This is a genomic window from Lacticaseibacillus yichunensis (genome assembly GCF_003946405.1).
Classification (GTDB): domain Bacteria; phylum Bacillota; class Bacilli; order Lactobacillales; family Lactobacillaceae; genus Lacticaseibacillus; species Lacticaseibacillus yichunensis.
In genome coordinates this window covers 79,669-99,626 of the sequence record NZ_RHOG01000005.1, presented here as the reverse complement: position 1 = coordinate 99,626, position 19,958 = coordinate 79,669, and the positions used below count along the sequence as shown (strand labels likewise).

13 protein-coding genes and 1 other annotated feature are annotated in these 19,958 nt (G+C 55.8%); of the genes, 10 read left to right on the top strand and 3 right to left on the bottom strand.

What is annotated here, in order from left to right; translation table 11 throughout:
* Window positions 1-144: 144 nt before the first annotated feature.
* The 3 genes from EKM95_RS02955 to EKM95_RS02945 all read left to right on the top strand — a co-directional run bounded on the left by EKM95_RS02955 (window position 145) and on the right by EKM95_RS02945 (window position 5,879).
* Entirely contained in the window at window positions 145-2,964 is a 2,820-nt protein-coding gene (locus EKM95_RS02955) for a mucin-binding protein (RefSeq protein ID WP_125696348.1), read from the top strand.
* A gap of 172 nt (window positions 2,965-3,136) precedes the next feature.
* Window positions 3,137-4,591, top strand: a complete 1,455-nt coding sequence (locus EKM95_RS02950; RefSeq protein ID WP_125696347.1) for a 6-phospho-beta-glucosidase — start codon at window positions 3,137-3,139, stop codon at window positions 4,589-4,591.
* A 763-nt stretch (window positions 4,592-5,354) separates the two neighbouring features.
* Window positions 5,355-5,879 (top strand): ClbS/DfsB family four-helix bundle protein, encoded by a 525-nt coding sequence (locus EKM95_RS02945; RefSeq protein WP_125696346.1) that lies wholly within the window; start codon window positions 5,355-5,357, stop codon window positions 5,877-5,879.
* A gap of 69 nt (window positions 5,880-5,948) precedes the next feature.
* On the opposite strand, the gene EKM95_RS02940 is transcribed toward EKM95_RS02945, so the two are convergent.
* Complete coding sequence (locus EKM95_RS02940; RefSeq protein WP_125696345.1) at window positions 5,949-6,530, bottom strand: uracil-DNA glycosylase family protein; 582 nt, start codon at window positions 6,528-6,530, stop codon at window positions 5,949-5,951.
* A gap of 90 nt (window positions 6,531-6,620) precedes the next feature.
* The gene (locus EKM95_RS02935; protein ID WP_125696344.1) at window positions 6,621-9,452 is read right to left on the bottom strand and encodes a cation-translocating P-type ATPase; all 2,832 of its coding nucleotides are present in this window, start codon (window positions 9,450-9,452) and stop codon (window positions 6,621-6,623) included.
* 46 nt (window positions 9,453-9,498) lie between these two features.
* Window positions 9,499-9,542: a sequence feature (sodium ion sensor (DUF1646 type); this cis-regulatory element may regulate processes involved in with the transportation of sodium ions), on the bottom strand.
* Window positions 9,543-9,920: 378 nt separating this feature from the next.
* On the opposite strand from EKM95_RS02935, the gene pyk reads away from it, so the two are divergent.
* From pyk to EKM95_RS02900, 7 genes are all read left to right on the top strand, one after another.
* Entirely contained in the window at window positions 9,921-11,354 is a 1,434-nt protein-coding gene (gene pyk / locus EKM95_RS02930; protein WP_125696343.1) for a pyruvate kinase, read from the top strand.
* Window positions 11,355-11,359: 5 nt separating this feature from the next.
* The gene (locus EKM95_RS02925) at window positions 11,360-11,866 is read left to right on the top strand and encodes a GNAT family N-acetyltransferase (protein ID WP_225423146.1); all 507 of its coding nucleotides are present in this window, start codon (window positions 11,360-11,362) and stop codon (window positions 11,864-11,866) included.
* A gap of 187 nt (window positions 11,867-12,053) precedes the next feature.
* Window positions 12,054-13,367, top strand: coding sequence for an NCS2 family permease (locus EKM95_RS02920; RefSeq protein WP_125696342.1), 1,314 nt, complete (start codon window positions 12,054-12,056; stop codon window positions 13,365-13,367).
* A 133-nt stretch (window positions 13,368-13,500) separates the two neighbouring features.
* Complete coding sequence (locus EKM95_RS02915; protein WP_125696341.1) at window positions 13,501-14,379, top strand: MurR/RpiR family transcriptional regulator; 879 nt, start codon at window positions 13,501-13,503, stop codon at window positions 14,377-14,379.
* A gap of 279 nt (window positions 14,380-14,658) precedes the next feature.
* Window positions 14,659-15,708: a DUF871 domain-containing protein gene (locus tag EKM95_RS02910; protein ID WP_125696340.1), complete on the top strand. Its 1,050-nt coding sequence runs from the start codon at window positions 14,659-14,661 to the stop codon at window positions 15,706-15,708.
* Window positions 15,709-15,724: 16 nt separating this feature from the next.
* Window positions 15,725-16,633, top strand: coding sequence for an N-acetylmuramic acid 6-phosphate etherase (gene murQ / locus EKM95_RS02905; protein WP_164510064.1), 909 nt, complete (start codon window positions 15,725-15,727; stop codon window positions 16,631-16,633).
* Window positions 16,633-18,651, top strand: a complete 2,019-nt coding sequence (locus EKM95_RS02900) for a glucose PTS transporter subunit IIA (protein WP_125696338.1) — start codon at window positions 16,633-16,635, stop codon at window positions 18,649-18,651. The genes murQ and EKM95_RS02900 overlap by 1 nt, the downstream gene beginning before the upstream one ends.
* Window positions 18,652-19,192: 541 nt before the next feature.
* On the opposite strand, the gene EKM95_RS02895 is transcribed toward EKM95_RS02900, so the two are convergent.
* On the bottom strand, window positions 19,193-19,945 hold the full coding sequence (locus EKM95_RS02895; protein WP_125696337.1) for an amino acid ABC transporter ATP-binding protein: 753 nt from the start codon (window positions 19,943-19,945) through the stop codon (window positions 19,193-19,195).
* Window positions 19,946-19,958 lie beyond the last annotated feature (13 nt).

Genomic DNA, 19,958 nt, shown 5'->3' with positions numbered 1-19,958 from the left:
AGCCGGCAAAACATATCAAATTAACTATAAAGTCATCACTGAACGGTCAAAGTCAGCAGCCTAGTTCAGTACTGACTACCTAACGCTGTCGTCAACTATGAAGACAGTTTTTCTGGCGGTATTGCCAGCCTTGGAATTGGTGAAGTGACTCCACCTGTTGTCGAGGACGATACGGCCAACATCATCTTTGTGGATGACGATGACAACGAAAACCAGGTCGGACCCGCAATCCCTGTCACTGGTGTGGTTGGAAAGCCAGCGAATTACGATGTGACGGATCAGATTCCAGCCGACTACGAGGTTGTCAAAGGTGATCCGAAAGGTAACATCACCTTCACACCTGGTGATGATGATGTCCAGATTCACCTGAAGCACAAGCATGAGATCAAAGAAGATGTCCCGGTAGACTTCACGGTGCATTATGAAGGCGCTGGAAAGAATACCCCGAAAGACAATGTTCAGCATGGCACCACGACAAAAGATACGGATCTGGTCAGCAACACGAGCACGTATACGCCAGTTGAGTTCAATGATGTTCCAACGCCGACCGTTCCCGGCTACGAGCCCGACGATGCTGTTGTCGATGGCCCAACAATCACAGATGGTCAGTCTAAAACAGTGACGGTCAACTATACCGCAAGCCAAGACTCGGCTAAGATCACCTTCGTCGATGACGACGCCAATGGCAAACAAGTTGGCAAGGTCACAACTATTGAAGGCCACACTGACGCATCAAAGCCATTTGATGTGACCAAGGATATCCCAGACGGCTACGAATTAGTCCCTGGTAACAAGACCACCGGAACGATCACCTTCACGCCGGGCAACGATGATGTCCAGATTCACCTGAAGCACAAGCATGAGATCAAAGAAGATGTCCCGGTAGACTTCACGGTGCATTATGAAGGCGCTGGAAAGAATACCCCGAAAGACAATGTTCAGCATGGCACCACGACAAAAGATACGGATCTGGTCAGCAACACGAGCACGTATACGCCAGCTGAGTTCAAGGATGTTCCAACGCCGACCGTTCCCGGCTACACCACAAAAACGCCGTCTATCGAGGGGCCTACAATCACAGATGGTAAGTCTCAAAAAGTGACGGTCCACTATACTGCTGAAGAAGACTCGGCAAAAGTTACCTTCGTCGATGACGACGCCAATGGTAAGCAAGTTGGGAAAGAAACAACTATTGAAGGCCACACTGACGAATCCAAGCCCTTTGATGTGACCAAGGATATCCCAGCCGGCTACGAACTCGTCCCTGGTAACAAGACCACCGGAACGATCACCTTCACGCCAGGCAACGATGATGTCCAGATTCACCTGAAGCACAAGCACGTGATCAAAGAAGACATCTCAGTCAACTTCACGGTCCACTACCAGAACGGCGGCAAGAATACCCCGAAGGACAACATCCAACACGGCACCACAACATCGGATACTGACCAGGTCACGCATAAAACGACTTACACACCGGTCGCCTTCAAAGATGTGAAGACCCCCGACGTTCCTGGCTACAACTACGATAAGGCCGCTATTGATGGGCCGACGATCACAGATGGCAAATCGCAAGAAGCAACGGTGACATACACCGCGAAAGACGACCAAGCCACGATCACCTTCATCGATGATGTCACCGGCAAACAGGTCGGCGACGCCACAACGGTCACCGGTAAGACGGATGAAACCAAGTCCTACAATGTGACAAACAAGCTCCCGGCTGGCTACGAACTCGCCCCAGGCAACAAGACAACCGGCGAGATCACCTTCACGCCTGGCAACGATGACGTCCAGATTCACCTGACGCACGGCACCGAAACTGTCACAACAGGCGTCGACGGGCTGACCCGGGATGTCACGCGGACCATCCATTACATCAATGGTCGCGATCAAAGCGCGATGCGGCCAAATGTGACCCAGCGCGTGTCCTTCAAGCGTTCGGCCCTGATCGATAAGGTCACCGGTGAAGTCATCAAATACAACGCTTGGCAGCCAGTTTCCACTGCGCATTTTGCCCAACAGGACAGTCCGCTGATCGCGGGCTACACTGCCGATAAAAAGACGATAGCACAGCAGGCAGCCGATTCGAGCGTCCTTCATGCGGATGTGACGGTCACCTACACCGCCGACGAGCAGGCGGGGACCGTGACCTATATTGATGACACCACGGGCAAAATACTGCGCGTGGATCACCTCAAGGGGCAAACGGATGCGTCTGTGAACTACCCGGCAGCCGCCTTGCTGAAGGGCTATATCAACGCAGGCTACACGATCGCGGCCAGCGATCTGCCGGCGGACGGTGTGATCGTCTTTTCCGCAGCGGGGGCCAATGCGTACACGGTTCATCTGACACATGCGACGAAGCACATCACACCGACTGATCCGGGCAAGCCTGGGACGCCGGTCGACCCGACGAATCCGACTGGTCCGAAGTGGCCGGCCGACTCGAGTAAGGATCAGCTGGTCAAGACGATCACGGAGACCGTGACCTACGTCTATGCCGATGGGCGCGAGGCTGCCAAGCCAAGCCGCGACACGGTGACCTTCACACGTGAAGGCACGGTCGATCTGGTCACGGGTGAGGTCACCTTCACCGCGTGGGTGGCCCAAGACGGCGACGACACGTTTGATGCGAAAAATAGTCCGCAGCTGGCAGGGTATACCGCGTCTCAGAATCGTATCGAGGCGATCGCCCATATGACTGCCGACGCCGCGGATCAAGTCTTTAAGGTCGTCTACACGAAAGATCCTGCACCAAAGAAGGCACCTACGCCGGAAACGCCGCAGAAGCCGCAAACGCCGGCTGCGCCGAAAGCGACGCCACGCCCGGCCCCAAAGGCAGCTAACAACGTCCTGCCAAAGACCGGGGACGAAACGGCCACTGGCATCGGATATGTGGGCCTGTTTTTAGCCTCACTGAGCGCGCTGCTGATGGTCGGCGGCAAGAAACGCCGCGACTGATTCAATTTTTTGCCTCACCACTGCTCCCCCCATGAGCAAAAAGATCACGCCTCGCAAACGTCATGCGGGGCGTGATTTTTTGTGTCTGCGGCCGGGCAGTTGGGCGAGGTGCGACTTTGTTTTCCCATAAGAAAACGGTATCATTAAGACAAACGACAAAGGAGCTGAGAATTTGGCTGGATTACGCAAAGATTTTCTCTGGGGCGGCGCGGTTGCCGCGAACCAACTCGAAGGTGGCTTTCAAGATGGCGGCAAGGGTCTGTCTGTCGCGGATGTGATGGCGGCCGGCGCAAATGGTGTTGAGCGCGAGATCACAGACGGTATCGTGGCTGGCAAAAACTATCCCAACCACGAGGCAATCGATTTTTACCACCGTTATAAGGATGATGTGAAACTGTTCGCGGATCTTGGCCTCAATTGCTTCCGCACCTCGATCGCCTGGACACGTATTTTTCCCAATGGCGACGAGACTGAGCCGAACGAAGCGGGGCTGCAGTTCTACGATGACCTGTTCGACGAGCTCCATAAATACGGTATCGAGCCGGTGATCACGCTGTCTCACTTCGAGATGCCGTACCACCTGGTGAAAACATATGGCGGTTGGCGCAGCCGCAAGCTGATCGATTTTTACGTGCGTTATGCGACCACGGTGTTCAAGCGCTTCAAGGGCAAGGTTCACTACTGGATGACCTTCAACGAGATCAACAATCAGACCGGCTTGAACAAATTCGCGCTGTTCACCAATTCGGGCATTCTTGTGCGGCCTGACGAAGATGCCGCCGAGGTGATGTATCAGGCGGGGCATTATGAAGTCGTCGCGAGTGCGCTGGCGGTTCAGATCGGCCATGAGATCGACCCCACCAACCAGATCGGCTGCATGGTCGCCATGGGCCCAACCTATCCGGCCACGACCGACCCCAAGGATGCGTTGAAGGCGATGCGCGAGATGCAGCGCAACTACTGGTTCGCCGATGTGCAGGTCAAGGGCAAGTACCCGAGCTGGCTGGTCCAGTATCAAAAGGCTCACTTCAACTTGGATATCACGCTGGAAGACCTCGACGTCTTGAAGCAAGGCACCGTCGACTACATCGGTTTTTCCTACTATGCCTCGCACGTGGTCAAGGCCAGCGAAAATGAGCCGGTCAGCTATGTTGATCCGTTGCACACAAAGGGTGTCGCCAACGACAAACTCGAGCGCTCGGATTGGGGCTGGGAGATCGACCCAATCGGCCTGCGCGTGGCGCTCAACTGGTTTGCGGAGCGTTATGACAAGCCGATGTTCATCGTCGAAAACGGGCTGGGTGCGATCGACACGCCAGACGCGGCCGGCCATGTGCACGATCCATACCGCATCGACTATCTGAAAAAGCACATCGAGCAGATGAAACTTGCGGTGGAAGTCGATGGCGTTGATCTGATGGGCTATACGCCTTGGGGCTTCATCGATCTTGTCTCCGCCGGCACCGGCCAGATGGACAAGCGCTACGGCATGATCTACGTCGACAAAAACGACGCCGGAGAAGGCAGCCTTGAGCGCAGCAAGAAGGATTCCTTCTACTGGTATCGCAATGTGATCAAGACCAATGGCGAGGAGCTTGGCGATGTGACGCCAGACTACGAAGCGTAATTGAAGCACGCAGCACAGAGCTGGGGCAAAATTGTCCCAGTTTTTTTTTACGCAAAAAAACGCCAACCGACAAATTTCGTCAGTTGGCGCCTCAGGACACACTAAAGAGGCCTCGAGAGGCCCCATTTTTGAAATTTTCAGTTACGAACGTGCCGCTGTCTGCGCGGGAGTCGGTGCCGCGCCCTATGTACCGTGTGCTACCCGCTGTGATGGCACACGGTGATCCATCCGACCCATTTTGAACACCAGATGAAAATGGCATCCGTTGTTAACGCTTATACCCGAATCGCCGAACACGCGCCAGCGCCGGTGAGACAGGCCCCATGAGACTCAAGGGAAAGCTACGATCGTTCGGCAACCGGACTCGGCCGGCAGGACCACCGAAGGAATTGGACAGGAGAGCAGTGGGTTAGCAAGGCCCACACCTGCAATCGAGTTAACAAGATTAGTATAGTCAGGCACTTACTTTTTGTCAACGATTTTAATTCGCGCGGAATCGCTGTTATGGCGGCGTTGTGAACGCTTACGAAAAACTTAATAATTTCATTTTTCTGTGTGTCTGGGGCCTGATTTTCCGAGACCTGGAATATATTTGCTTCGCCCACACAAAAAATGACATTAACTGGCCGAACCGCCTCTCTCCGTCATGCTTGCGGCAATCTGGGGATGACGCCCCCTTGAAAAGAGTTAAGTCTTGAACGAAAATAGACAGCGGAAGGTGGTTTTAGGTTTCCCAAAAATTCGGATACGGAGGGATGTGAGCATGATGAGACCACAAACAAGACAGGATCTGCTCTACGCGGCACGGACAGAGTATGATCGGTTTGAGGCGTTGCTGGGGGAATTGCCATACGAGGGCAAGCGCACGGTATTGTCCACCGAGGGGCACGGGATGAACATGCGCGACGTGTTGGTGCGGCTGGCTGCTTGGCAAAAGTGCTACCTTGATTGGACCAAAGCGAATTTTGCTGATGAACAGCGAGGCTTTTTCCCGCAACCCTTCAACTGGCAGAGCGTCCCGCGGTTCAATCGGGCCGTCTGGGCGGCCAACCAAAAGACCTCATTTGCGGCGGCGAAGCGGGCATTTGAAACACAGCACGTGATGATCGTTCAGCAAGTCGAAGACATGATCAAAGAGCAATTGTTTGTGCCAGGATTTTACCCATGGACAGGCAAACGGCCGCTGGCGGATTACACCTTCGAGGCGACGATTGCCCGCTACCAGTGGGCCAACCGGCAGCTGGCGAAGTATGAGAAAGCGACCAAGCAGCCTCAGGAATCTCGTTGAGGCGATGCAAGTGATGCAAAGAAACGGAGAGACGTGCACGTTCCATACGACGTGCCGGCTCTCCGTTTTTCAGTCTAGAATCGCCGCGACTTGGGTCTGCAGGGCCGGTACCACGTCGCTTGCAAACCACGGATTAGTCCGCATCCAGCGATAATTCAAGGGCGAAGGATGCACCAGGGGAAAATACTGCGGTAGGTAATCCTGATAATGCCGGACTGTTTCTGTGAGGGTCCGCTGCCGCCGCGCCCCAAGATAATAATTTTGCGCATAGGCGCCGATGAGCAGGGACAGTCGGACTTTTGGCATCAATTCGAGTAACGGCGCATGCCATTTTTCCGCAAAGCCCTTGCGCGGTGGCAGGTCGCCGGATTTGTCTTTTCCCGGGAAATAAAAATCCAGTGGTAGGACGGCCAATTTCCCTGAGTTGTAAAAAGTCTCGCGGGACATGCCCAACCACGTCCGCAAGCGGTCGCCGCTGGGGTCGTTCCAAAAGGTCATGCTGGATTGGGCCAAGCGGCTAGGCGCCTGGCTGATCAGTAGGAGCTCCGCGTCAGGCGAGATTGAAAATAGCGGGCGGTCGCCGCGAGCGGTGAAATCCGCATTGGCGGGGTCGGCCATGATGGCGTCGGTGATCTGTGCGAGTGTGTCCATATTGCACCTCCAGTGACAGGATACCGCCAACTTGGCCAGCAAAAAAGCCCTTCACGTGGAAGGACTTTTGGCAGGCAGATGGTGCAAGACTCAGACCTCTTTTGCCGGCTTGATCTGCGGAACGCTTTGCGGCGCCTTGCTTGGGCGGAGGCGCCAGTACAGTTCCTTGAGCCCGGACAAGACGAAGGTCGGAATGGCGGGCAGGAAGACCACCGCAAGATACAGCGGGGTGGTCAGCGGCGCCGTGCCGATCACGGTGTTGAAAAATGGCATTACGGTGACTAGCAATGAGGCGACTGCGGCAAATGCCACGGCCATCAGCAGGCGCGGGTTCGAAAATGGGTTGCGACGGAACAGGGTCCGCGTCGAGCGCGCATCAAACACATGCCATAGCTGGCCGAACACAAGGGTCAAGAAGCCAAGCGTTTGCGCTTCTGCGACGCTCATGCCGTTGCTGGCGGCCCAGATGAAGGCGACATAGACGAGGCCACCCATCACGATGCCGCGGAGGAAAATGCGGCCCAGCATGCCCGACAGAATCGGTGCCTTTACATTTCGCGGCGGCAGCTTCATCAGGTCGGCTTCTGGAACGTCATAACCCAAGGCAAAACTCGGCAGGGCATCTGACACCATGTTGACCCACAATACCATAAGCGCCGTCAGGGTCGGCGCGGTGGCGGGCACGTTCCCGATCTGATGCGTCATCAGAATCACGCCGAACAGTAGGGCCAGCACTTCAGCAACGTTGGTGGTCAATTCGTGGCGCATGAAGTTCTTGATGTTGCCAAAAATGGTCCGGCCGGCTTTGACGGAGTTTTCGATCGTCGTGAACTTGTCATCCAGCAAAATCAGATCGGCGGCATCCTTAGTGACTTCGGTGCCATTGATGCCCATGGCGATACCGATGTCGGCGGCCCGCAGCGCAGGCGCGTCGTTGATACCATCGCCGGTCATTGCGACGACCTCACCGTGTTTTTGCAGTGCATGGACGATGCGCTGCTTATGCTCCGGCGACACGCGCGCATAGACTCGGACTTGTGGCACGATGTTGAACAGGGCCTGATCGTCCATGCCCTCGAGCGTTTTGCCTTCGACGACCTGAGCGTTCGGGTCCGATACGATACCCAAGCGCAAGGCGATCGCACGGGCTGTTGCCGCGTGGTCGCCAGTGATCATCACGACTTGAACGCCGGCCTGGTGCAGTTCGGCGACACTGGTCTTGACCTCTGGACGCGGTGGATCGATGATGCCCGCGATGCCAAGTAGCGTGAGGTGCTGTTCCAGGTCGGCGGCGGATCCATGTTTGGCCAGTTGTTCGTCGATGTCTCGTAGCGACACGGCGATCGTGCGCAGGGCGTCTTCGGCAAAATTCAACACGACCTCATCGACTTTGGCACGGCCCTCTGCGACCGGCAGGAGTTGATCATGGTCTTGAATCAGATCCGTCTTTTCCAGCAGGACATCCGGCGCGCCTTTGGTCAGGACCTGATAGTGATCCTTGTCCTTGATCACGACGCTCATCATTTTGCGTTCGCTGTCAAACGGCAGGACGCGGACGAGGTCGATATCCAGGGCATTATTTTTATCCAAAACGGTATCGCGGTCGACGCCTGTCTTGTGGCCCATGACGACTAACGCCACATCGGTCGGATTGCCAAAGGGTTGACTGCGGCCATTTTCATCCTGCTCGATCGCGGCCTCGTTGTTGAGAACGCTGGCGAGCATGAAACGGGAAAAACCGGGGGTGTCGGCATCGTCGTCGGCAATGATCTCGCCGACGGGTTCATAGCCATCGCCTTCCACTTGATAGCGGGCGCCATTGGCAAAAAAGCGGGTGACCGTCATCTGATTTTTCGTCAACGTGCCGGTCTTATCCGAGGCGATGTAACTCGTGGCACCCAACGTTTCCACGCTGTTCAATGACTTGATCAAGCCATTATTTTTCGCCAGCATCGTCGCCCCGATCGTGAGCACGATCGACAAGACCGCTGGCAGCGCGTCCGGAATCGCGGCAACGGCAAGTGCGATCGCGGTTGATAGGCTCTCGGCGATCGCCGCAAAGGACAGCGCGCCGGTCGCCTGGTAGGCCTTGAACAGTTCCAGGCCAAGCGTGAAGGCAACGATCGCCATGGCGACAAGCATCAACTTCTTGGTCAACGCGTTGATGGTCAGTTCGATCGGGGTCTTCTTAGTTTTGACCTGGGTGAGCAGAGTAGCAATCTTGCCGAGTTCGGTGTCCATGCCGGTGGCCACCACGAGGCCGAGGCCATTGCCGTGGGTGACCATCGCGCCGGAATAGCCCATATTCGTGCGATCGCCGAGTTGCGCGTCTTCGTCCAGCGCGTGGGTCTGTTTGCGCACGGGTTCCGCTTCGCCGGTGAGATGCGCCTCGTTCACCTGCAGTTCCGCGACATGAAGCCAGCGGACATCCGCCTCGATGAAATCACCCGTCTTGACGGAGACAATGTCACCAGGGACAAGGGACTCCGCCGGGACGGTCTGCCATTCGCCGGCGCGTAGGACATTCGCGTGATGATCGGCCATGGTCTTCAGGGCGGTCAAGGACTTCTCGGATTTTTCCGCCTGCCAAAACGACAGACCGGAGTTGACGCCGATCAGCAGCAAGATCGCAATGCTTTCATAGATCGCGGCGCTGGCGTGGCTGACGTCGCCGATCACGAACACGTCATAGGCAGCACTGGCCCAGGCCAGCAAGACTGCCACAAATAAAATGATGACTAGCGGCTCTTTCAAGGTGTTCAAAAATTGGCGCCAGCGCGGCAGGCGCGGGGCCTCGGCCAACGCATTGGGGCCATATTGGGTGAGGCGGCGCTGGGCCTCATCCGGGGTTAGCCCATGGGTGCGATCGCTTTGCAGCGCGTCGAGCACATCCTGTTTGTGGGCGCGAAAACTGTCTTTCATTGGAAGCCTCCTTATCGGGAACCAAAAAAAGCGTACGTTCAACCGAGTCTTCCTCCCCAGGAAGACAAGTCTTGAAGCGTACGCCCAACCGATGTCTTTAGTGTTTTGTTATTTACATTGTAAATTATCGCTAATATTTGTGTCAAGATTATTCGAATCGCGATCTTGTGCGCGTCTCTGCCGATGTCCTAAAGAAATCCCATTTCAATGGTAGAAAATGGCACCCAAGGGAAAGGCCTGATCTGGAAAATTCAGCGGGTCCGCTGCTCACAATCGACTCGATAGACTATCGGGTGAACGGAAATTCACTGGCAGTGTCGCTCGGGGGACCTGTTTTGTCCCGCCCGGCCGCATTGTGGTGCGTCGATATTGTATTTTCGCCATGATTTCTCTACAATGCTAATTGTGATGGCAATCACGGACAAGCAGGCGACGGCGTCTGCGGACAACATATGGAGGGCAATAATTATGCGCAAAACGAAGATCGTTTCGACGCTGGGTCCAGCTTCGAACAATCTGGAAACGATCACGGCACTGATCAATGCTGGTGCCAACATTTTCCGGTTCAACTTCTCACACGGCGATCATCCTGAACATCTCGGCCGGATCAACTTGGCCAAGCAAGCAATGAAGGATACCGGCAAAAAAGTCGGTCTGATGCTTGATACCAAGGGCGCCGAGATCCGCTCTGGTGAAAACACCGACGACGCTGTTTTCGAATACGAGACCGGCGACAAGATCACCCTGACCATGAACACCGGCCTTGATAACACCAAGGACGTTGTCGATGTCAGCTACGCGAACCTGTACGACGACGTGACGGTTGGCGGCCATGTGCTGTTCGATGATGGGATCTTGGATACCAAGATCATCAGCAAGGACGAAAAGAAGCGCGAATTGACCGTTGAGGTGCAAAACCCAGCCGAACTCGGCTCTAAGAAGGGTGTCAATGCGCCAGGCGTGACCCTGCAGTTGAAGGGTATCACCGAAAAAGACAAGGACGATATCCGTTTTGGGATCAAGCAGGGGATCAACTACATCTCCGCTTCCTTCGTGCGTAAAGTCTCCGATGTCCAGGATCTTCGTCGTCTGCTCAAAGAGGAAGACGCTGAAGATGTCATGATCATCCCAAAGATCGAAAGCCAAGAAGGTATCGACAACGCCAAGGACATCATCGAAGCCGCTGATGGCGTGATGGTTGCTCGTGGCGACATGGGTGTTGAGATTCCTTATGAAGAAGTTGTTGCCGTTGAGCAGGACCTCATTCATTTGGCAAACCTGATGGGCAAGCCGGTCATCACCGCAACCCAGATGCTTGATTCCATGCAGGAGAACCCGCGCCCGACCCGTGCTGAAGTAACTGACGTGGCCTTTGCTGTTTTGCAGGGCACCGATGCGACCATGCTGTCCGGCGAATCCGCCAATGGGGACTACCCGATTCAGTCCGTTCACACGATGGCTGTTATCGACGAACGTGCCGATCGCATGCGCCCGAGTCACTCCCCAGTTCTTGAAGAACTGAAGACCTCTGGCTCGATCACCACAACCACCGCGATCGCCGCTGTTACCGCTGCAGAGCGCGTGAACGCCAAGGCAATCATCACCCTGACCTCAAGTGGTTACACCGCACGTCAGATCAGCCGCTTCAAGCCGCTGGCCCCGATCATCGCGGTGACCTATGACGAACGCACAGCGGAATCTCTGTTCCTGTCCTGGAACGTGACCCCGATCGTGATCGAAAAGAAGGGCGCAACGCTTGAAGCGCTGACCCAAGAAGCTGAAAAGAAGCTCATCGAGAACGGTTCTGCCGCAGAAGGCGATGTTGTCGTTGTTGTCGCTGGCTTGCCGCTTTACGAAGCAGGCAGCACCAACAATGTCATGATTCGTCGTATCGGCGACTAATTTTCATGACGCAAATACGTTTGATGCAGGCCGCAGATGTCGCGGCGATCGATGCGGGCTTTCGGGCCCAAAATTGGCCGCCGCGCACTGCGGTTTTGCAGTCTTATTGGCAGGACCAGCAGGCGGGGCGCCGCCAAGTCTTTGTCGTCGAGCAACACGGGGTCGTTGCAGGCTATCTCACCTTAGTGTCCCTTGCCGCCCATGGGCCATTTGCGGGAAAATTGCCAGAGGTGACCGACTTCAACGTGTTCAGCGCTTTTCGCCAACAGGGCATCGGCACGGCACTGCTCGATGCAGTGGAAAATGCGGCCCGAACTGCTGGCGCCACGGTGATCAGCCTGGGGGTCGGGTTGCATGCAGGGTATGGCCCGGCTCAGCGACTGTACGTCCGGCGCGGCTATGTGCCGGATGGCTCGGGTGTGTGGTACCAGGATCGACCGCTGCCCCAGGACGCGAGCAGCCGAAACGATGATGCGCTGGTACTTTATCTCAGTAAGCCCCTTTTCAGTTGAAGAAATGCCCAGGAACCGGCCGCCGCAGTAGATGTGGTGGCCGGTTCTTTTCGTGATTGCTGAAAAATCGTTCGGATTCTAACGAATATGCGAAAATTATTTGATTTATCTTTCGGAACAGGATAAGATGATTGTCGTTCGTTTCGGCTATCATTCGGAAAACGTTCGGGTTTTGGAGGAAAATCATATGCTGAATAAGATCTCGACTTACTTTGAGCTTGATAAACTGGGCACGACTTGGAAGCGTGAAGTGCTTGCGGGCTTTACCACCTTTATTTCGATGGCTTACATTCTGTTCGTCAATCCGTCTGTGTTGGGCGCGGCGAATATGGATAAGGGTGCGGTGTTCACCGCGACTGCCTTGGCGAGTGCCCTGGGCTGTTTGTTGATGGGTATCCTTGCGAAGTATCCAATCGCGACGGCACCGGCGCTGGGCATCAATGCATTTTTCGCCTATTCCGTTGTGATCGGCATGAAGGTCCCTTGGCAGACGGCCTTGGCCGGGGTGTTCATCGCCTCGTTGATCTTCATCGTCATCACGATCTTCAAACTACGCGAGCTGATCATCGACGCGATTCCTTCTGATCTTAAATACGCGATCTCTGGCGGCATCGGGTTGTTCATTGCCTTCCTGGGCCTGTCTGACGGCGGGTTGATCGTGGCAAACAAGTCCACGATGATTGGACTTGGCTCACTGTCCGAGCCGACCACCTGGCTGACGATCTTTGGGTTGATCGTGACGGCCATCTTGATGGTGCGCAAGGTGCCTGGCGCGATCTTCGTCGGGATGGTTCTGACCACGATCTTGGGGCTTGCGACAAAATTGATCGCGATGCCGACTGCCTTGGTCTCGGCCGCCCCGAGTCTCAAGCCAACATTTTTGGTCGCACTCAAACACGTTGGTGACATCAACACCTTACAGCTGGCAGTGGTGGTGCTGACGTTCCTGCTGGTCACATTTTTCGATACGGCGGGCACATTGGTCGGGTTGGCGAATCAGGCCGGCTTCATGAAAGACAATAAGATGCCACGTGTCGGCAAGGCGCTTGCCTCCGATTCGACAGCGATGCTGGTGGGCTCATTGCTCGGGACATCGCCAGTCGGGGCCTATGTTGAATCTTCCGCCGGAATCGCAGTCGGCGGGCGCTCTGGGTTGACCGCCGTGACGACCGGTGTGCTGTTCCTGTTTGGCCTGTTCTTCTCGCCACTGCTGGCGGTCGTTTCCACGCAAGTCACCGCGCCGGCCTTGATCATTGTCGGGGTGCTGATGGCGCAGTCGCTTCGCCAGATCAATTGGGATCAATTGGAGATCGCGATTCCGTCCTTCCTGATCTTGATCGGGATGCCGCTGACTTACAGTATTTCCGATGGCATCGCGCTGGGCTTCATCGTTTATCCGATCACCATGATCGCCGCCAAGCGCGGTAAGGAAGTCTCGCCGATCATGTACGCGTTGTTCTTTGTCTTTGTTGGGTTCATGTGGATCTTGAACGTCGGCTGACCCGCGTGTCATGAGCGTGAGCGCCGCAATTTTTATTGGGAAACAGGCCAAGGCATGCACGCGGCCTGTTTCTTTTTGCTTCCATTCGCCCCAACGATTATGATAGAAGTTATTAACAGGGAGGCGTGTCAGCGTGACAGTTCAGGGCAATATCGAAAGTGCAAAGGCACATCTTTCAAGCGCCGAGATGCGGGTGGCGGCTTACATTCTCGCGCATCCCGATGACGTGATCTCCATGAGCGTGCATGCGCTGGCTGAGGCGGCGGAAACCAGCCCGGCCACGATCTCGCGGCTGGCTCGCAGTCTTAATTTCCCGGGTTATCGTGAGTTGAAACTGCAATTGTCCTCTGACCAAAGCCGGGCGCTGGCGGCGCAGACCGACGATCAGATCTATCCCAATGAGCCGATCGACTCGATCAAGTTCAAGCTCCTGACCAATGCCAAGAATTCGCTCGAAGAAACGGTCGACCAGATGCAAGAAGCGCCCCTTCAAGACGCAGTCGCTGCGCTGAAAAATGCCTCCCAGGTCGTCTGTTTTGGCGTGGGCGCCTCCTATTTGGCGGCGCTGGATATTTCGCAAAAATGGGCGCGGCTGGGCATTCCGACGCTGGCCAGCAGTGATGTGCATGAACTCTTGCCACTGACCAGCGGCGAAATGGCGACGAAAAAAGTGTTCTGGGTCGTTTCAAATTCGGGAGAGACCCCCGAGGCGGTGCTCGTCGCGTCCCTGGCCAAGGAAAATGGGGCCACCGTGATCACCATGAGCCGAGTTGGCCAAAATTCGCTGACCAAAGCCGGCAGCATCGCACTTCAGACCAGCCAACCCAGGGAAGGGGCGATTCGGTTCGCCGCCACCCAGTCGTTGCATGCCCAATTTATGATGGTCGACATCGTTTATTACAGCTATGTCAGCCAAAACTATGAGCAGGCGAGTCGACTGGTCCGCGATTCTCGAGAGCAGCTGGATGATTACAAGCAGCAGCTTCACCATGTTCTCAAGAAAAATGACTGAGGTTGAGCCGGCCCGGTTATTGAACGCCGCATGACTGGTGTTTCCCTCAACGATATAACCGCAGGACCAAAAGCGGCCACCCGCAAAACACTCGGGTGGCCGCTTTTTGTGTCGATTTTTTCGATGACACACGTTGCCTGTCGTTGTGTACTACAACAGAAATTATATTTCATAAATTATCAATAACCCTTGAAACTTAATTTCTAACGTGCTATTCTAGTGCCGTTGGTGAAAGTGCTTACACCGCCCGACCCAGCGGCGGCGCAAAGGGGGCTTTTGATGATCGGATCTTCCATTTATTTGACCGAACCACTCACTGAACGGGATCACCAGGAACTTAAGCAACTCGCCCAGGCAGGTTTTAGTGGGGTCTTCACCTCGCTGCACATCCCGGAAGATGACGCCGCGGCCTTACTGCCACGGCTTCGTCAACTGGCAACCTGGTGCCAAGAGACCAAGCAGACATTGACCGCCGATATCTCAGCGGATTTTGTCGCCAAGCTTGGCTGGGACCTTGCTCGACCCGAGTCGATCTTGGCCGCTGGCGTCACGGCGTTGCGCTTGGATTTTGGGGTCGATCTGCCGACCATTGCCCGGCTCTCGCAGGCAATGCCGGTGGCGCTGAACGCAAGCACGCTCGATGAACCGGATCTGAACCAGCTGGCCGAGGCCGGCGCGGACTTTTCTCATATTGAAGCATGGCATAATTTTTATCCGCGTCCCGAAACTGGCTTGGCTCGTGATTGGTTTGCGGCGAAAAATCGGCTGTTTCATCGCCACGGCTTGAAGACACAAGCCTTTATCCCGGGCGATGGGGTGTTGCGCGGGCCCCTATTCAAGGGTCTGCCAACGCTAGAAGATCATCGCAACTGGGCGCCACTGGCCGCAATGTTGGACTTGCAGACGCTGGGGACGGATCTCATCTATGTCGGCGATAATGCACTCAGTGAGGCCAGTTTGCGGGCCATCGCCGCAAACCGCCAAGACGGGGCCGTGACCTTGCGTGTTGCAGGACTGCCGGATACGCTAGCGCAGACCTGGCACAACCGGCCCGATGCCGCGCGTGATGTGATTCGAATCGAAGAGAGTCGCTTCGCCTTGCCGCTGGATCGACCGGCGCCAAGCGCCACGCAGACTCGGCCGCTGGGCACCCTGACCGTGGACAACACGGCATATGGGCGGTACGCCGGCGAGGTTCAACTCACGACCCGCGATCTGTCGGCTGATGAGGCGGTCAACGTGCTTGGACGCGTCATCGAACCGGATCGCCCACTGCTTGATTTTATCGGCGGCGGGCAGGCACTGACGCTTGTGCCAGCACCGAAGTAAAAGAGAGGATGTTGTCATTTTGAATCTGTCGGAACTTACAACGGAAACGCGTAATCAAAAAACAATGCACCTGGATACCATGAGTGTCCATGAGTTTGCCACAACCATGAACGCCGAGGACCAAACCGTCGCCGTCAGCGTTGCCAAGGCCTTGCCGCAGATCGAGCAAGCAATCGAAACAATCACTGCGCGGTTCAATCGCGGCGGCCGCCTGTTTTACATGGGCGCTGGCACCAGCGGGCGGCTGGGCGTCTTGGACGCGGCTGAGTGCGTGCCGACCTTTGGCACCGAACCGGAAATGGTGCAGGGGCTCATTGCAGGCGGCATGTCCGCCATGACCGTCGCCGTTGAAGGGGCGGAAGACAATGTGCAACTGGGCGCCGATGATCTGAAAAATGCCAACCTCACCGCCAATGACACCGTGGTCGGCATCGCTGCCAGCGGCCGGACGCCATATGTGGTCGGCGGGCTGGATTACGCCAAAACAGTTGGGGCTGCGACCATCGCTTTGTCCTGCAACAAGGACAGCGTGATCTCGGCGCATGCGGCCCTGGCGATCGAAGTCCCGGTCGGCCCCGAAGTCTTGACGGGGTCCACGCGACTCAAAGCTGGTACAGCTCAAAAAATGGTCTTGAATATGTTGTCCACCGGCGCTATGGTGGGCATTGGTAAGGCTTATGGCAACTTAATGGTCGATGTGCGGCCGACAAATGAAAAATTGGTCGAGCGCAGTAAACGCATCATTCAGGAAGCCACTGACTGTGATGCCGACACCGCGGCAGCGATGTTTGAGGCAGCCGATCACGACGTCAAACTCGCGATCGTCATGACCTTGACGAACCTGCCAAAAGCCGACGCAGAGGCGCGCCTGAAAGCAGGCAACGGCTTTATTGCGAAAGCAATTTCCAAGGAGGGTGAAAAGTAATGGCTGAAGACAAATATCAGGTTCTTGCCAAGGAGATCTATGATCACATTGGCGGCCCTGACAACGTGCAAAAAGTGATTCACTGTATGACCCGCGTGCGGATCACCTTGAAAGATGATTCCAAAGCGGATACCGAGGGTCTGAAAAAGGTACCCGGTGTTCTGGGTGTTGCAAACGAGGATACCTACCAAGTCATCGTCGGCCCTGGCGTTGTGAACAAGGTCGCCGCGGACATGGTCGCCCAAGTTGGCGTAGGCCTCGGCGAGCCGTTCCCAACAGCCGCTGGTGGTGCCATGGCATCAGCTGCCACGGACTATCAGTCAGGCAAGGCGGCCGTTGAAGCAAAGGCCGCTGAGGTTCATGCCGCACATAAGGCTGCCCAAAAGCAGACCTGGTGGCGAGCTGCACTGAAGCATATTTCCGGCATTTTCATTCCACTGATTCCAGCCTTTGTTGGCGCTGGGTTGATCTCTGGTATCGCAGGGATCTTGAGCAACTTGATGACCGTCGGCACGCTCGGCGGCGGTTGGGCGCAATTCATCCTGGTCCTTAAAGTTATCAACGGCGGGCTGTTCACTTATCTGAACATCTACGTCGGCATCAACGCCGCCAAGGAATTCGGCGCAACTGAAGGCCTCGGCGGGATCATGGGTGGCCTTGTACTGTTGCCTGGCGTTGTCGCCGGCACCGCTGCGACCACCATCACCAACATTTTCACCGGCCAGGCACTGACGGCTGGTTCTGGTGGGATCATCGGGGTCCTGTTCTCCGTTTGGATCCTGTCTTATGTTGAAAAATTCTTCCACAAGCACATTCCGGATTCTGTTGACATTATTTTCACGCCATTTTTGACATTGCTCATCATGGGCGTGTTCACCATCTTCCTGGTCATGCCTGCTGCGGGTTGGCTCTCCAACTCCTTGGTCGGCGGCATCAACTGGATCTTGAACGTCGGCGGGGCCTTCTCCGGCTTCATCCTCGGCTTGGTCTTCCTGCCGATGGTGATGTTGGGGCTGCACCAGATTCTGACGCCAATTCATCTGTCTATGATCGCCAAGCTGCACAATACGCCGCTTCTGCCGATCTTGGCCATGGCTGGCGGCGGCCAGGTCGGCGCGGCGATCGCGCTGTGGATCCGTTGCCGCAAGAATAAGCAACTGACAAACATGATCAAAGGGGCGTTGCCTGTCGGTATTCTCGGCGTTGGCGAGCCACTGATCTATGGTGTTTCCCTGCCACTTGGTCGGCCGTTCATCACCGCATGTATCGGTGGTGGGATCGGTGGTGCCGTTATTGGCGGCATCGGGAACATCGGGGCGATCACCATCGGCCCCTCTGGCATCGCGCTTATTCCATTGATCTATCAAAATCGTTGGTTCGGTTATGTTCTTGGCCTGCTGGCAGCTTATGTTGGTGGGTTCATCGCTACTTACTTCTTCGGTGTGCCGAAGTCCGCGATGGTCGCCAAGGATGAAATGGGCAACCTGCTGACCGCAGATGGCGTTGTCGCAGACGCCTCTGTTGCCGCTGACGAACCTGTTGAAGCACCAGTCGTTGCGGGTGCCAGTCAATTTGTTGCAACTGCTGCTGGTCAATTGAAGCACCTCGATCAAGTCAATGACTCTGTTTTTTCCACCAAGATGGTTGGGGATGGGTATGCCATTGATCCAACCATGGAAACAATCGTCGCCCCAGTGACTGGGACGATCGCAAATATCCAAGACACCAAGCACGCCTTCATGATGACGACCGAGACCGGACTTGAAGTGATGGTCCACATGGGTCTTGATACCGTTGAAATGAAGGGTGCCCCCTTCACCATTGAGATGAAGGAAGGCCAGCATGTCACTGCCGGCCAGCAAGTTGCCATGATGGATCTGGCGGCTGTGAAAGCGGCCGGCCATGACACCACGATCATCACTGTGGTCACCAATATGGATCACGTCGATAACATTCAGGACTTCCAGGATGGCAAAGTCGATGTGGGCGATAAAGTCGCCATGATCACAAGCAAGTAACACATTTGGTCCACAGCCTTGTTTGCGGCACACGCAGGCAAAACGCTGTGACTCCCCCCAAATGTGAAAGCGCCGCTCACCTGTTAAAAGACAGGAGGGCGGCGCTTTTTTGCGTCTGATGGGGATTGGAACACATCATCGTCTAGGCCGAGCTACCTGCCCACCCCTAAACGCACGGCTCCGCACCCTTTTCCTAGTAAGGCTCCGCGCGGCAGGTCTGAGGCATCTAACTGGGTCCGGCACTCGGGGCTAGGAGCGGCCCCAAGCACCAGACCCTGTTAGCTGCTCAGACCTGAACGCCGCGCCGCGCACCCTTTTATAGTCGGGCTCCGGTGCGCATGGTCGGGACGTCTAACCGTCTCGTGCACTCGATGGCGAAGTGCGCCATCAAGCACCCGAGCCAAGTTAGCCCCCCCGACCATCCCGCGCACCTCCGCACCCTTTTCCTAGTAAGGCTCCGCACCCTTCAAAAAAACGGCGGCATCGGCGCGCTACTGCTGCGCTTCGGTGTCGCCGTTCGTATTAGGGGGTGTTGCAAAGATCAGGCGCGGGTCAGGTAACGCCGCAGGAACTCCTGGGTGCGCGCTTCTTGCGGATGCTCGAAGATCTGCTCCGCGGTGCCACTTTCGGCAATGACGCCTTCGTCCATGAAGAATACGCGGTCCGACACATCTTGAGCGAACGCCATTTCGTGAGTGACAACGATCATCGTTAGGCCAGTGTGGGCCAAGGCGGTCATCGCGTTGAGGACATCATCGACCATTTCCGGATCCAGGGCAGAAGTTGGCTCATCGAACAGCAAGACTTCCGGATCCATCGCTTCAGCGCGGGCGATCGCCACACGCTGCTGCTGGCCACCGGAAAGCTGGCCCGGCTTCGCGTTGATGAACGGCTCCATGCCGACTTGCTTCAGCAGGTCCAGCGCATGGGCCTTGGCTTCGGCGGCGTCGCGCTTCAACACGGTTTCCTGAGGGACGACGACATTGTCGAGCACGGTCAGGTTATGAAAAAGGTTGAAGCTCTGGAATACCATGCCAACATGGGCGCGGTATTGGCGCAGGTCGAAATTGTCAGCCAAAATACTTTGGCCGTGGAACAGGATGTCGCCATCGGTTGGCTCCTCAAGCAGATTGATGTTGCGCAAAAGCGTCGACTTGCCAGAGCCGGACTTCCCGATCACGGAGATCACTTCGCCGCGATTAACGGAAAAACTGATGTCCTTGAGCACTTCATGGTCGCCAAAAGCTTTTTTGAGGTCCTTGACCTCGAGAATCGTTTCGTTTGAATCAGTCATGTTGTGCTCCTTT

Bases quoted from the DNA above. Each gene is read 5' to 3' on its own strand.
- EKM95_RS02925 (WP_225423146.1), top strand. From the start codon at position 11,360: ATGACGCAAATACGTTTGATGCAGGCCGCAGATGTCGCGGCGATCGAT.
- EKM95_RS02940 (WP_125696345.1), bottom strand. From the start codon at position 6,530: ATGGACACACTCGCACAGATCACCGACGCCATCATGGCCGACCCCGCC.
- EKM95_RS02945 (WP_125696346.1), top strand. From the start codon at position 5,355: ATGATGAGACCACAAACAAGACAGGATCTGCTCTACGCGGCACGGACA.
- EKM95_RS02900 (WP_125696338.1), top strand. From the start codon at position 16,633: ATGGCTGAAGACAAATATCAGGTTCTTGCCAAGGAGATCTATGATCAC.
- pyk (WP_125696343.1), top strand. From the start codon at position 9,921: ATGCGCAAAACGAAGATCGTTTCGACGCTGGGTCCAGCTTCGAACAAT.
- EKM95_RS02935 (WP_125696344.1), bottom strand. From the start codon at position 9,452: ATGAAAGACAGTTTTCGCGCCCACAAACAGGATGTGCTCGACGCGCTG.
- EKM95_RS02920 (WP_125696342.1), top strand. From the start codon at position 12,054: ATGCTGAATAAGATCTCGACTTACTTTGAGCTTGATAAACTGGGCACG.
- EKM95_RS02895 (WP_125696337.1), bottom strand. From the start codon at position 19,945: ATGACTGATTCAAACGAAACGATTCTCGAGGTCAAGGACCTCAAAAAA.
- EKM95_RS02910 (WP_125696340.1), top strand. From the start codon at position 14,659: ATGATCGGATCTTCCATTTATTTGACCGAACCACTCACTGAACGGGAT.